Annotated in this window: 11 protein-coding genes; 4 read left to right on the forward strand and 7 right to left on the reverse strand. The window is 60.0% G+C overall.

All coding sequences use genetic code 11. The features are described 5' to 3' along the window. Nucleotides 1-248 precede the first annotated feature (248 nt). Both ACQZ40_RS00250 and ACQZ40_RS00255 read left to right on the forward strand, forming a co-directional pair. Nucleotides 249-5,750, forward strand: a complete 5,502-nt coding sequence (locus ACQZ40_RS00250) for a glutamate synthase-related protein (protein WP_448747154.1) — start codon at nt 249-251, stop codon at nt 5,748-5,750. Then, nucleotides 5,747-7,516, forward strand: a complete 1,770-nt coding sequence (locus ACQZ40_RS00255; RefSeq protein ID WP_448747155.1) for a sulfite reductase subunit alpha — start codon at nt 5,747-5,749, stop codon at nt 7,514-7,516. The genes ACQZ40_RS00250 and ACQZ40_RS00255 overlap by 4 nt, the downstream gene beginning before the upstream one ends. 38 nt (nt 7,517-7,554) lie before the next feature. On the opposite strand, the gene ACQZ40_RS00260 is transcribed toward ACQZ40_RS00255, so the two are convergent. The 5 genes from ACQZ40_RS00260 to fabA form a co-directional block, all read right to left on the reverse strand. Further along, the gene (locus tag ACQZ40_RS00260) at nt 7,555-8,148 is read right to left on the reverse strand and encodes a TadE/TadG family type IV pilus assembly protein (RefSeq protein ID WP_003524372.1); all 594 of its coding nucleotides are present in this window, start codon (nt 8,146-8,148) and stop codon (nt 7,555-7,557) included. Further along, nucleotides 8,145-8,741 (reverse strand): TadE/TadG family type IV pilus assembly protein, encoded by a 597-nt coding sequence (locus ACQZ40_RS00265; protein ID WP_448747156.1) that lies wholly within the window; start codon nt 8,739-8,741, stop codon nt 8,145-8,147. The genes ACQZ40_RS00260 and ACQZ40_RS00265 overlap by 4 nt, the downstream gene beginning before the upstream one ends. Before the next feature lie 187 nt (nt 8,742-8,928). Then, nucleotides 8,929-9,735: an enoyl-ACP reductase FabI gene (fabI, locus tag ACQZ40_RS00270; protein WP_065654751.1), complete on the reverse strand. Its 807-nt coding sequence runs from the start codon at nt 9,733-9,735 to the stop codon at nt 8,929-8,931. A 6-nt stretch (nt 9,736-9,741) separates the two neighbouring features. Further along, nucleotides 9,742-10,965: a beta-ketoacyl-ACP synthase I gene (gene fabB / locus ACQZ40_RS00275; RefSeq protein WP_065654750.1), complete on the reverse strand. Its 1,224-nt coding sequence runs from the start codon at nt 10,963-10,965 to the stop codon at nt 9,742-9,744. A 75-nt stretch (nt 10,966-11,040) separates the two neighbouring features. Beyond that, nucleotides 11,041-11,556, reverse strand: coding sequence for a 3-hydroxyacyl-[acyl-carrier-protein] dehydratase FabA (gene fabA, locus ACQZ40_RS00280; protein ID WP_003507274.1), 516 nt, complete (start codon nt 11,554-11,556; stop codon nt 11,041-11,043). 317 nt (nt 11,557-11,873) lie between these two features. On the opposite strand from fabA, the gene irrA reads away from it, so the two are divergent. Continuing rightward, nucleotides 11,874-12,293 carry an iron response transcriptional regulator IrrA gene (gene irrA / locus ACQZ40_RS00285; RefSeq protein ID WP_003507276.1) on the forward strand — a complete coding sequence of 140 codons (420 nt, stop codon included), beginning with the start codon at nt 11,874-11,876 and terminating at the stop codon, nt 12,291-12,293. A gap of 75 nt (nt 12,294-12,368) precedes the next feature. Here irrA and ACQZ40_RS00290 read toward each other — a convergent pair whose 3' ends face one another. After that, nucleotides 12,369-13,007, reverse strand: a complete 639-nt coding sequence (locus tag ACQZ40_RS00290; protein WP_003524379.1) for a trimeric intracellular cation channel family protein — start codon at nt 13,005-13,007, stop codon at nt 12,369-12,371. A 78-nt stretch (nt 13,008-13,085) separates the two neighbouring features. Here ACQZ40_RS00290 and ACQZ40_RS00295 point away from each other — a divergent pair, with 78 nt between their 5' ends. Then, nucleotides 13,086-13,604 (forward strand): hypothetical protein, encoded by a 519-nt coding sequence (locus ACQZ40_RS00295; RefSeq protein ID WP_003524381.1) that lies wholly within the window; start codon nt 13,086-13,088, stop codon nt 13,602-13,604. Between the two features lie 12 nt (nt 13,605-13,616). On the opposite strand, the gene ACQZ40_RS00300 is transcribed toward ACQZ40_RS00295, so the two are convergent. Further along, a complete protein-coding gene (locus ACQZ40_RS00300) occupies nt 13,617-14,327 on the reverse strand; it encodes a YoaK family protein (RefSeq protein WP_448747157.1) in 711 nt (236 codons plus the stop codon). Nucleotides 14,328-14,389 lie beyond the last annotated feature (62 nt).

The following is a 14,389-nucleotide window of genomic DNA, read 5'->3' on the forward strand; positions in this document are numbered from 1 at the left end:
CTGCCGGAAAGCCGGCCTTCAGGGAACGCGATGCGAACGACGACGATCATTATTTGCGAAAAAGCGGCCATCGCCGCCAAGCCGTTTGACGGCCGCAAAACGACCGTTCGCGCCATTAAACGCCGATAAGCAGAAGAATGAGGAGCAGCCAGGTCGCCTGCGGCTCCGCCCGCAGAGTGCCGGCTGACGCGCCGGGTTTCGGGAAAGAGGGCGATGCCGCGCGAAATGCGCAACGAGAGGAGAGTACCTTGAGTGTGACGGAGCAAAAATTCGGCCTTTACGATGCGGCTTTTGAAAAAAGCAGCTGTGGTGTCGGTTTCATCACCCGCAAGGACGGCGTGCAGACGCATGATGTGTTGAAGCGCGGCCACGAGGCTCTCTGTGCCGTGCCGCATCGCGGCGGCATGTCGGCGGAAGGTGTCGGGGATGGCGCGGGCGTATCGCTGGATTTGTCGCTCTCCTTCTTTCGGGAATTGACCGGTGAGGACGGCTTGCAGGCCGGCCGTTTCGGCGTCGGCAATTTTTTCCTGCCGCAAAATCCGGCTTTCCACGGCGAGGCTGTCGGTATCATCGCAAACGCCCTCAAAGAGCAGGGCTTTTTAATCCTGCTCGTTCGCGATGTGCCGGTGAATGATGCGGCCATCCGTCCCGCCGCCATCCCCTACCAGTTGCCGATCCGCCAATGGGTCTTTTCGGCTCCCGCCGAATGCGGCAGCCTTGCCGAATTCGACTGGCGCATCCACAAGGCGCTGCTGGCCATCGAGGCGCTTGCCTATACCGTGCCGGAACTTGCCGGCTTTTATCCGCTGTCGCTCAGCGCCCGCACGCAGGTTCTGAAAGGCCGCCTGAACTCCCATGAGGTCATGCCCTACTTCTGCGACCTCACCGATCCGCGCCATGAAGTGCATACGATGTATTTCCACACGCGGTTCTCCACCAATACCGATCCGCACCCCTCCATGGCACAGCCCTTCCGCCTGATGGCGCATAATGGCGAACTCAATACCGACAAGAAGAACCGGTTGTCGGAAGCGGCCGTGGCGCTGGCGAAGAATGCCAGCATCATCCGCCCGAAGGGCCAGTCGGACAGCTGCCGTCTGGACCAGACCCTGCAGGCGCGGGTGATGGAAGACGGTCTCGACCTCGTCACCGCCGTGGTCTCGATGATGCCGCCAGCCTGGGAAAACGACGATACCCTGTCACCCGACGTCAAGGCGATGCTGGAATATTTCTCGCTCTATGAGGAGAAGAATGACGGCCCGGCCGCGCTGATCTTCGGCGACGGCACCATCATCGGTGCGCGCCTTGACCGCCTCGGCCTACGTCCGCTGCGTACCGTCGAGACGGAAGATTATCTCTGCGTCATGTCTGAGGCCGGGCAGATCGCCTTTCCGGCGGAAAGCGTCATCCGCCGCGGCCGCATCGAGGCGGGCGGCATGCTTTATTACGACCATGCAGAACGCCGCGTCTTTTCCACCGTCGAGGCGCTGGAGCTTCTCGCCTCGCGCCGCGATTATTCATCCCTGCTGCGCGAAGCCCGTGTCATGCTGGAGGATCTGCCGGAAGTGCCGGCGGAAAAGCAGGGTTCGCCGCTGCGTTACAATGGCGATCTGGAGCGGCACCAGCGTTATGTCGCCTATTCGCACAATCAGGAAAGCTTCAAGTTCCTGATGGACCCGATGCTGGCCTCCGGCGCGGAAAAGATCTCGGCGATGGGTTACGGCAATGCCATCAATGCGCTTTCCGATCAGGAAGGCGGCGTCGCGAAGTATTTTTCACAGCGTTTCGCGCAGGTCACCAATCCGCCGCTCGACAGTATACGTGAGGCCGACGGCATGACGTTGCGTGTGGCCCTCGGTGCGAAGCCGAACAGCGGTGCGAAAAAGGCCCGCCAGATCGTCGTGCGCTCTCCGATCCTGACCCATCTCGATATGCTGCGTATCCGCGAACAGTCGGAGACGCCCCTTCGCCGTTTTGAAATGCTCTATTCGCCGGTCTTCGATGTTGCGGAGGCCAATGAAACGGCCCTGCGGCAGGCAATTGATGACCTCTGCGATGAGGTTGTGGCTTTCGCGGCAGAGGAAGGCGGCATCGCCATCATCACCGACCGGCACGTTTCGACAAACCGTGCGGCCTTGCCGATGATCATGGTCGTCTCCGCCATCAATCAGCGGCTGATCGAGGAAGGTCTGCGGCTGCGCGTGTCGCTGATCGTTGAAAGCGGGCAATTTTCCTCTTCGCATCACATTGCGGCGAGCCTCGGCTTCGGCGCTTCGGCCGCCTATCCGCTCGGTGTGCAGTTCCGTGCCGAGGAGAAATTCGGTGCCGATGCCGACAAGGCCTTCAAGCGTTTCGCCAAGGCGGCGGAAAAGTCGCTGATGAAGACCATGGGCAAGGTCGGCCTGTGTACGGCGGAAAGCTATATCGGCGGCGAGTTCTTCGAACCGAATTTCCTCGATACCGACGATGCGGTGCTGAAGCGCTATTTCCCGAATGTGAAGACCCCTGTTGGCGGCGTCAACTTCGCCGTCATCGCGCAGGCGGTGGCGGACTGGCACCGCAAGGCGCTGTCCGTGAAGGGCGAAAACGACATTCCGCTGCTCGGTCTCTTCAAGGAGCGTGCGGAAGGTGCTGGCCATTCCTATGGCACGACGGCGGTACGCGGTTTCGTGGATATGACGGAAGAAAAGATCGGTTTCGACAAGGGAACCGAAAACGAGGAGGCTTTGCGCCTGCTGCCGCTCAACCGGCTGGAAGATGCCTTCGGTCTCAACGATGCGGCCTATTATCATAACAGCTTCGACCGGCTGACCCCGGAGGCCATCGACAAATTCGAGGTAACGCCCGGTTACCGCGCCTTCGCCCGCATGATGGCGGAAGAAAGGGCGCGCCGCCCCGCCGCCCTGCGTGATGTTCTGGAATTGCCCGCCGATGTGACCTTCGCCGGTTCCGCAGAAGAATTCCGCCGGGAAATGGGCCGTTTTTCCCGGCAGGGCAATAACAGCTTCATGGTGCGCGGATTGCGTTGCGAAGAGGCGGGAGACGGCGCTTTCCGGCTGCAATTGACCGGCCCGCACGGTCATGAGCTTGCCCGGCTTGCCGCACTCGGCCAGTCGTTGCTCGACCGTTTCGGTGCGGATATTCCCGGCCACTGGCTGGAAGGCGGCGCGCTCATGGTTCAGGCGCAGGGTGAAGCATCCGCCTATCTCTCGCTTATCCGCACTGCACCGGAAAGCATTCCGCTCGATGCCGTTCAGAAGGCGAGCGAGATCACCAAGACCCTGGCATCGGGCGCCATGAGCCACGGCGCGCTGGTTGCCGCGGCCCATGAGGCGGTCGCCCATGGCACCAACATGGTTGGCGGCATGTCGAATTCGGGCGAGGGCGGCGAGCATATTTCCCGTTACGGCACCATCCGTGCCTCGCGCATCAAGCAGTTTGCTTCCGGCCGCTTCGGCGTCTGGGCCGGTTATCTTGCCGATCCGATGCTGGAAGAGATCGAGATCAAGATCGGTCAGGGCGCAAAGCCGGGTGAGGGCGGGCAGTTGCCGTCTCCCAAGGTGACGGTGGAAATCGCCGCCGCACGCGGCGGCACGCCGGGCGTCGAACTTGTCTCGCCGCCGCCGCATCACGATACCTATTCGATCGAGGATCTGGCCCAGCTCATCCACGATGCCAAGGCGGCGCGCGTGCGCGTCATCGTCAAGCTGGTCTCGTCGGAAGGCATCGGCACGATTGCGGTCGGTGTCGCCAAGGCGGGGGCGGATGTCATTAATGTCGCCGGCAATACCGGCGGCACGGGGGCAGCTGCCGTCACCAGCCTCAAATATACCGGCCGCGCGGCGGAAATCGGTATCGCAGAAGTGCATCAGGCGCTTTGCGCCACCGGCCTGCGCGCCAAGGTGCTGCTGCGCTGCTCCGGCGCGCACCAGACGGCGAGCGACGTGGTGAAATCCGCACTCCTCGGTGGCGACAGTTTCGAATTCGGCACGACGGCGCTGATGATGCTGAAGTGCGTCATGGCCAAGAACTGCAACATCAAGTGCCCGGCCGGTCTCACCACCAATCAGGAGGCCTTCAACGGCGATCCGCGCGCGCTGGCGCAATATCTCATGAACATCGCCCATGAAACGCGCGAGATTTTGGCCGGACTTGGGGTTGCCTCGCTGCGGGAAGCACGCGGCCGTTCCGATCTTCTTCATCTCCTCGATCATCCGGCGAGCGTCGGCCAGCTTGACCTCCGGGCAATGCTTGCGGTGGTCGAAGAGGTGAAGATCGACAGCCCCGTCTATATGGAAAAGGACTTTGCACTGGACGATGCCTTCATCGAACTCGTGCGCTCGGCCCTGGTCGACAGCAGGCGCGAGAACATCGAGCTTGGCGGCAATCGTTTCCTCAACAATTGCAACAAGAGCGTCGGTGGCCAGCTCGCCGTCGATATCGAACGCATGCTGAACCATGAGCTTTCCGATGAAGAGGCGGATGCGCTGCCGGCCGTGAAGCGGGACAGCCGCGGCCGCCGGTTCCTGGAGGCGGGTTCGGTGCGCATCGATACGTCCGGTTCCGCCGGGCAGTCCTTCGGCGCTTTCTGCAATGACGGCATGGTCATGGTCCACACCGGTACCTGCAATGACGGCGTCGGCAAAAGCGCCTGCGGCGGCACCATCGTCGTGCGCTCCCCAGGCGGTGGCTCGGATGAGGCGGGCGGCAATGTGCTTGTCGGCAATTTCGCGCTGTTCGGCGCCACCGGCGGCCGCACCTTCGTGGAGGGGCAGGCGGGTGACCGTTTCGCGGTGCGTAATTCCGGCGCCACCGCCGTCGTCGAAGGCGTGGGTGATTTCGCCTGTGAATACATGACCAACGGCGCGGTCCTGAACCTTGGCAGCTTCGGTAAGGGTTTCGGCAACGGCATGAGCGGCGGTTTCGTTTATCAGTATGATCCCTATGGCGACCTGCCGAAGAAGGTCAGCCACGATTCCATCCTGCTCGGCTCGATCACCGGTGAGGATGAACAGGCCGCCATTCATAATCAGGCCATCCACCAGCTTCTGACCTGGCATGTCGCAGAGACCGGCTCGGCCAAGGCGGCATGGCTTCTGGAAAACTGGGAAAGCGAACAGCATAATTTCGTCTATGGCATGCCACGCGCCCTGCTGCTTTATCAGGATAGCGATGAGATTCTGAAGGCGAAGCCACGCAAGGAACTGCTGGAGGAACTGGCATCCGCGCTTGCCGCTCATCAACTGCGCAAGTTCAAGCTCGCTTATCGTGACCGCAAGGCCGTCCTGAACGGAACGGTGCCGGGTTATGGCGAGACGGATACCGAGGAAATGTATGCGCTGCTCAACAATTATACCGTGTTGAGCATGGCGCAGGCCATCGCCCTGCAGCGGCTGCCGATGGCGTCGGGTCCTTCCGACCCGGTCATTGAAAAAGCCGTGCGCAATCTCATTCTCACGGAAGACTATGCGCTGATGCAGCGGTTGCTGAAATATGCCCGCGAGGCGCTTTCGGACCATGGCGATGAACAGCTTGCGGTGATGATCGCCGCCAAGCGTCTCGACGATTACAAGCAGGCGCTGGCGCGCAGGAACATCTGGTCGGTAGACAGCCCCGGCACCTATGGCTGGATCATTCAGCAGAACCGGAAAAACGTCGAGAAGATCGGCCGTCTGCCGGGCTTCGAGGAGCTTTTCGCAGCCCGTGCCATTCCCGACCTCGCCACCGCATCCAGCCACAGGGCAGCATGATGAAGATACCTTATATTCCCGAAGACGCGCCCTTCAACGGTGATCAGCGCGCATGGCTTTCCGGTTTTCTGGCGGGGCTCCATTCCCGCGCCGCCATCGGCCTGGAGACATCGGTTGCCGCCGCTGCTCCCCGGGCGGCGGCCAGCGTGCTGAATATTCTCTTCGGCACCCAGACCGGCAATGCGGAGGCGCTGGCGATGGATATTGCCGCCGCCGCCCGCGCGCAGGGCATGCAGCCGGTGGTGACGGCACTCGATGATGTCTCGATGGACAGTCTCGGCGCGATGAAACGAGTCATCGTCGTCACGTCGACCTATGGCGAAGGTGAAATGCCTGATAATGCCCAGCTTTTCTGGGAAGCGCTCGCTGCGGACAGCGCGCCGCGTCTGGACGAGGTGAATTTTGCCGTCCTCGCGCTCGGCGATACCGGTTATGACGGCTTCTGCCAGGCGGGCAAGCTTATCGATACGCGGTTCGAACAACTCGGCGGCAAGCGCATGAAGACGCGTATCGATTGCGATATCGACTTCGAAGACGCCGCCGCCGCATGGATCGGCGAGACCCTGCCGCTCGCGCTTGCTGTCGATGGCGGCAATGCGGCATCTGTCACCATGCCCGACATCGCCGAGCCGCCCGTGCGGGCAAAACAGGGCCGGGGCCGCAAAAATCCCTATTCGGCTGAGGTAAGCGTCAATCGTCGTCTGTCCGGTCCCGGCTCGTCCAAGGAAATTCGTCACTACGAATTCGATCTCGGCGAAAGCGGCCTGGACTATGAGGCGGGTGACGCTCTTGGCGTCGTGCCCCTGAACGATCCGAAACTGGTCGGCGCGCTACTGGAACACTTCGGGGCGGCTGCGGACAGCCAAATCGCCGGGCTGGACCGGCCGGTCGGCGATGCGCTTCTCAACATGTTCGAGATATCGACGCCTTCGCGCGAACTCGTCGCCGAAATCGGCAAGCGGGCGGGGCATGACGAACTCAGCCACATTCTCGCAAACGGAGACAGGGAGCAACTGGCCGCCTTTCTCTGGAGCAAGGATATTCTCGACCTCATCAATCTCGGCGGAAAGCCGCTATTCGATGTTGCTGAATTCGTGACATTCCTGAAGCCGCTGCAACATCGCGCCTATTCCATCTCCTCCAGCCCGCTCGTCGCAAAAAACAGCGTGCATCTGACCATAGCCAGCGTGCGTTATCGCGCCGAGGGCCGTGAGCGTGGGGGCGTGTGCTCCACCTATCTCGCCGACCGCGTGGAGGCCGGGCAGAGTGCCGGGATTTTCGTCTCGCCGAATAAGGCGTTTCGTGTGCCGCAGGACAATGACGCGCCTATGATCATGGTGGGACCGGGTACGGGCATCGCGCCCTTCCGGGCTTTTTTGCAGGAACGGCAAGCCCGAGGCGCAAACGGCAAAAACTGGCTGTTTTTCGGCGACCAGCACCGGCAGTCGGATTTCATCTATGAAAACGAGCTTGGCGACATGAGCCGCGATGGTGTGCTCACCCGCCTCGACCTTGCTTTCTCGCGGGATCAGGCGGAGAAGATCTATGTCCAGACCCGCATGCGGCAGAACGGCAAGGCGCTCTATCAATGGCTTGAAGAGGGCGGTTATTTCTACGTCTGCGGCGACGCGACCCGCATGGCGAAGGACGTCGATGATGCCCTGCACGGCATCGTCAGCGAGGAGGCCGGCATCTCCGCTGAGGCGGCGAGCGAGTATGTGAACAGGCTGAAACGCGAAAAACGTTATCTGCGCGACGTCTACTAACTATTGCCATGACGAGACCGTTCTGGCGCACCGATTGCTCAGCAATTGGTGCAGACGGTCTCGGCGTCGCGTTGCTTAAAGAAATACTCCCGGCCGATGGTGATCGACTTCACCCCGGACGAGGCAAGATCGGGCATGAACATCAGCAATTCATGCGGGATGGAAAGTTCGACGTGGATGAGAAAGCTGTTTTCCACGAGCAGGCGCGTCGGAACGGCGACCGGTGACCCCACCGCATAGGGTCTCAGATTTTTCTCATCCCAGGACCAGGTGATTTTCGCCTGTTTTTGCGCGTCGATCTTGATGCCGCTGATCTTCAGCTGCAGACCCTTGGTGCTGTAGGGCGCAAACACGGCGGCTGCGACGTCCTGCATGCCCGCGAGATAGGTTTTATCGACGGAACCTGTTTTCGATATCAGATCGTTGATGGAGGCTGCAGCGGTGCTTGCCCGCTTGTAGGTGTTGTATCCGATCGTCAATTCGAACGAGGTCAGATAAAGCGCAAGCAATATCGGAAAGAGGATCGCGAACTCCACCGCACCCACGCCACGGCGATCTTTGGCAAAGCGTGAAACGAGCGCCATCAGACGTCGTTTGCCGTTTGCCGCAACGGACACCAGCCCTGCCATCATGAGCCCCCGCCTGTGATGTATTTCTCGTTCATGAACGCATTTGTCGCGACGATGAGGAAATGTGAGGGCATCGATCCGTCGGCCGGACGTATTTTCGTCAGGTATGGTCGGATGATATCGGCAACCACACGCCAGCGATAATAGACACGCAACATGTTGATGGTTTCCGGCCCGCCCGGCTTGAAGCCGAATTGGGCGGTGTCGAGATCGTAATATTCGCCATAGGCCTTCAGCGGTATCGTGGTCGGAATATCCTTGAAGGCGGTAAAGGAGCGAAGATCGATATAGAGCTTCTGTTCTTTTTGGATTTCATCCGCTGAGCAGGTGATCATCACCGAGACTTCATTGCAGAAGCTCTTGCGGAAATCCTCTTTCGAAATCGAGCTGCTGATCTGCCCGGTGCGCAGACGCCGCGCCATGTTTTCGGTGGCATTGGCGACGACCTGTTCCGCCATCAGGGCGATGAAGGTCTCGATGATCGCAAAGACGACGAGGAAATAGGGGATCGCGAGTATCGCGAATTCTATAGCTGCTGTCCCGTCGCGCGAGACTCCGAATTTTTCCAGCAATCGCTTCAGTCTGGCCAGTCGCATGAGGCGATATCGATCTCTAAGAATATGCGGCAAGCGCAACCGTTGAATTTGTTGCGGACCATAACCACCCGATGTTTAAATTCAGTTACTCCAACGAATTATACTTTAGTGATTTCCGAAATTGATACGTCCCAAAATATAAAAGCCCGGCACATGGCCGGGCTTTTGTTGACGCTGAAACGGGCGCTTATTCCGCATCCGCTTTGGAGAGAACCTCCAGCGTGGGTGTGGAAGTGATGTTATAACCACAGTCCACATAATGGCATTCGCCGGTTACGCCGCGCGACAGATTGGACAGCAGGTAAAGCGCCGATCCGCCGATATCGTCGATATCCGCGGTCCGCCGAAGCGGTGCGTTTTTCTGGTTCCATGCGTAGATCGCCCGCGCATCCGAGATGCCGGCGCCCGCCAGCGTGCGGACCGGACCGGCCGAGATGGCGTTGACGCGAATATCGCGCGGGCCGTAATCGGCGGCGAGATAACGCACGGACGCCTCGAGAGCCGCCTTGGCGACGCCCATGACGTTGTAGTTCGGGATGACGCGCTGCGATCCATTGTAGGTCAGCGTCAGCATGGAGCCGCCATTTGTCATCAACTCGGCGGCGCGCTTGGCGATTTCCGTGAAGGAGAAACAGGAAATGACCATGGTGCGGCTGAAATTCTCGCGTGTCGTGTCGGCGTAGAGACCTTTCAGCTCGTTCTTGTCGGAAAAGCCGATGGCGTGCACGACGAAATCCAGAGAGCCCCATTTTTCGCGGATCGTCGCGAACAGGGCGTCGACCGAGGCGATATCCTCGACATCGCACGGTACGATGAAATCGGATCCGAGCTCGGCGGCGAGCGGTTTCACACGCTTGCCGAGCGCTTCACCCTGATAGGTGAAGGCCAGTTCCGCGCCCTGTGCCGCAAGCGCCTTGGAGATACCCCAGGCGATGGAATGATTGTTTGCGACGCCCATGATGAGGCCGCGTTTACCCTGCATGATGCCGTTCATGGGCAATTATCCGTTATGACGCTGGAAGACGAGCGTGGCGTTGGTGCCGCCGAAGCCGAAGGAGTTGGAAAGGATGGTGTCGATCTTGGCGTTGTCGATGCGGCTGCGAACGATCGGAACGCCCGCAAATTCGGGATCGAGCTCGGAAATATGCGCGCTTTCGCCGATGAAGCGTTCCTGCATCATCAACAGGCCGTAGATCGATTCCTGCACGCCGGCCGCACCCAGCGAATGGCCGGTGAGCGACTTGGTCGACTGGATATGCGGAATCTTGTCGCCGAAGACTTCCCGGATCGCGCCGATTTCCTTGCTGTCGCCAACCGGCGTCGATGTGCCGTGGGTATTGATGTAGTCAATGTCACCCTTCACGGTGGAAAGCGCCTGCCGCATGCAGCGGATCGCGCCTTCGCCTGAAGGCGCCACCATGTCGTAACCGTCGGAGGTCGCGCCGTAACCGACGATCTCGGCGTAAATCTTCGCACCGCGCGCCTTGGCATGTTCCAGCTCTTCGAGAACCAGCACGCCCGCACCGCCGGCAATCACGAAACCGTCGCGGTTGACGTCATAGGCGCGCGAGGCGGCGCTCGGTGTCTCGTTATATTTGGACGACATGGCGCCCATGGCGTCGAAGAGGTTGGACATGGACCAGTCGAGATCCTCATGGCCGCCCGCAAACATCACGTCCTGCTTGCCCCACTGGATCATTTCGGCAGCGTTGCCGATGCAATGCGCCGAGGTGGAGCAGGCCGACGAGATGGAGTAGTTGACGCCATGGATCTTGAACCAGGTAGCAAGCGTCGCAGAGGCGGTGGATGACATGGCCTTCGGCACGGCAAAGGGGCCGATGCGCTTAGGGCTGTTGTTCTTCAGCGTAATATCGGCCGCCTCGACGATGGTGCGGGTGGAAGGTCCGCCCGAACCCATGATGATGCCAGTGCGCTCATTGCCGCTGATGTCGCTCTCTTCGAGACCGGAATCGGCGATTGCCTGCTTCATGGCGACATGGTTCCACGCGCCGCCCTGCGACAGGAAGCGCATGGCGCGGCGGTCGACCAGATCGGTCGGGTCGAGAGACGGCTTGCCCCAGACCTGGCATTTGAAACCGTGTTCGGCAAAATCCGGCGAAAATGAAATGCCGGATTTGGCATTGCGCAGCGATGCGGTGACTTCAGCGGCATCACCGCCGATGGAAGAAACAATACCGAGGCCGGTGACAACAACTCGTCTCATGAAAGGGACCTTTTCTTAAGATTTCGGCTGGACGACCGAAGCCGCCCGGCGTTTGTCAGGACTATTCCGTCTGCCTCAGGCAGCCTTTTCCTTCGACAGGCCTACGCGCAGATCCGTCGCCTGATAAATGGTTTCGCCGTCCGCCTTGAGCCAGCCGTCGGCGGTTCCGAGCACCAGACGGCCGCGCATCACGCGCTTGAAATCAATACCATATTGAAGGAGCTTCGTGTGAGGGCGAACCATGCCCTTGAACTTCACTTCGCCGGTGGAAAGCGCCATGCCGCGACCTTCTTCGCCCAGCCAGCCGAGGAAGAAACCGGTCAGCTGCCACATGCCGTCAAGGCCGAGGCACCCCGGCATGATCGGGTTGCCCTGGAAGTGGCAGGGGAAATACCAGTCGTCCGGGCTGACATCGTATTCGGCGCGGATGAAACCCTTGTCGAAGGCGCCGCCGGTTTCGGAAATTTCGGTAATGCGATGGACCATGAGCATAGGGGGCAATGGGAGCTGTGCATTTCCCGGGCCGAACAATTCGCCGCGACCGCAGGACAGGATCTCCTCGTAATTGTAACTTGATTGCCTCGTTGCCATACCGCTTTCACTTCCCCAGTTACTGGTGTTGATCGACTTCACTAGAGCAAGTTAGGTTCAAAATGAAGCGCTGCAAGGGCGAAGGCCGCTCCGCCCCCATTCTTTGTCTTCGAACCTTCTTCGCAGAAGTCATTACCTCAATATGCCGTCCGCATACAGGAACCGTACGGCTGGAACCAGAGGAAAATTGCAGGAATGGCCGGTTTGCCGCCATTTGCCGCGCCTAAGCCACGCCGAAACTATTGAAAGCACTCGCCGCAAAAGATATATGCTAATGCAATTGGTAAGTTTCATACCTCTGTTTGGAATGGGATTGCATGGCATTTGACGCCACATTGGATATCGGAACGAGGTTGCGGCGCTCGGGGCTGCGCCCCACGCGACAGCGTGTGGCTTTGGGCGATCTGCTTTTCGCAAAGGGCGATCGCCATCTGACGGTCGAGGAACTGCACGATGAGGCGGTCACCGCCGGCGTGCCCGTTTCTCTCGCCACCGTCTACAATACGCTGCACCAGTTCACCGAAGCCGGCCTCATCCGTGTTCTCGCCGTGGAAGGCGCCCGCACCTATTTCGACACCAACGTCTCGGATCACCACCACTTCTTCGTGGAGGGTGAGAACGAGGTTCTGGATATTCCCGTCAATAACCTCCAGATCGACAATTTGCCGGAAGCGCCCGAGGGCATGGAAATCGCCCATGTGGACGTGGTCATCCGCCTTCGCCGCAAGCGCGGATAAGGCTTCAGTCCGATCGCGGATGTGAAAATGGCGCCCACGGGCGCCATCTCTGTTTTCGGCGGTCATTTCTATTTGTCACTTCATCACATCTTCCGGCCGCCTGCCGGGCTTTGCCTTGTAGGGCGGAAAAGTCCAGCCGAAGATCAGCGCACCGGACCGGACTGCGAAGGCCGTCAGGACGCCTGCGGCTGATGCGGCATAAAGCGGTGCGCCGAGGAAATAGACGACAATGAATGTGGAGGAGCCCAGGAGCGCGCAGGTGATGTAGATTTCCGGCCGCAGCAGCACGGAAGGTTCGCCGGCGAGAATATCGCGCAACACACCACCGAACGTCGCCGTCAGAACGCCGGTGACGATGGCGACGGTTGCGGAGCCGCTGGCGGCAAGCCCCTTGGCTGCTCCCATGACGCAATAAGCGGAAAGGCCGAGTGCATCGAGCCAGATCAGCACGCGGTAACGGGATTCGAACAGATGCGCGGTGAAGAACAGCAGCACCGCGACCGAGACGCAGACGAGGATATAGGTCGGGTTCACCACCCAGAATACCGGCGTCCTGCCAAGCACCAGATCGCGCACCGTGCCGCCGCCGATGCCGGTTGCGGCGGCGAAAAACAGGAAGCCGATCAGGTCGAGCTGCTTGCGCGAGGCGGCGAGCGCGCCGGTTGCGGCAAAGATGGCGACCCCGGCATAGTCGAGAAAACCCAGAAGCGTCATGAAAAGGTTCCCCCCGGAAACACGGGCTGCGAACACGTCAGTGTCGCGCAAGCACTAAACTCTAGGCTGGTCGCCCGGATGATCGCAACATCCATAACCGAAACGGATGCAAAGGAAAATGCCGTGCGAATCGCTCTCGTTGCCGCTCTTCAGGCGCTGGTTCTCTTGATGTTTCCGGTGGCGCTCTCGGCGCAGCAGCAACTGGTGAACGACCCCGAGATCTACGAGAAGGACCATTTCCGCAACGAGTGCAAGGTGGCGGCCTTCGGCGACGATTTCGTCACGCGGCTGGATATCAACAATGACGGGCTGATGGACGCCGTCGTCAATCACGGTGTTCTCGATTGTGACGGCGAAAAGGGCCGCAGCTGCGACGACGAGGGATGCCCTTATAATTTCTATGTCCAGGTGAAAGAGGGCGGTTATCTGATGATCGCGACGGCCCGGATTTACGACTATGATTTCATCAAGCGCTTCGGCAACATGGTTTTCGTGCTGAAGATGCATCCGCGTTATTGCGAGCGTACCGACAAGGAACCCTGCCTGATGACGGTGCGGGTGCGGGGCACGAAATTCGTCACCATCTCGCGAAAGTGACGGCGATGATTTTCAGGGCGTAATCCGCTGGATTTTGACCCTTTGATTGTAGCGCTGGCGAAGCGAGCGCGGAATGATGAAAGTGGCGATGGCGACGACGAAAACCGTGGCCGCGACCACCCAAAGGGCGTTCGATTGCAGGGTGGCGGCAAGAATAGCGCCGCAGATCGCGCCGCATATCATTCCAAGCCATGGCACGATCTGAATGCCCCAGTCGAGGCTCCGTTCGCCGAGAAGAAAACGACCGATGCCGCGGCCGAAACGGGAAAGCGCGCCGGTCACATAGGTAAGCCCGATTGGCAGTCCCTCAATATGCTCAACGGCGGCGTTGACCATGCCCATGGCGAAAACGACGAGATAAAATTGCGCAAGAGCGGAAGTCTCGCCGCCGAGCAGCGCCGCAATTGTTACCAGCAATCCCACCGCCATCAGAACGGCGAAGATGCGCCGGTCGAACTTATGCGCGACCACGATGCCGCCGGCATTGCCCGCCACGAAGGCAATGATTGCGAAAAGCAGTTTCGCGGCGTGGGAATAGAGGCCAGCCTCTATCGAGACTGCGGCGCGCGTGGTGTTGCCGGTCATGAAGGACACGAAGTCGCCTGAAATATGCAGGCCCACCGCATCCGTCATGCCCGCGATGAAGGAAATGGCGGCAACCAGCGCAATTCCGGTTCCGGTTCGCCTTGCCCTGATGATACTGCGACGTCTTTGTCTGGTCATGGAAAGCTCGATATGGAAAAACGGCGGGCCTGCGCGCGGGGCCGTGTTATCCTATGTCTAGA

Source organism: Agrobacterium sp. 16-172Ci (assembly GCF_053522725.1).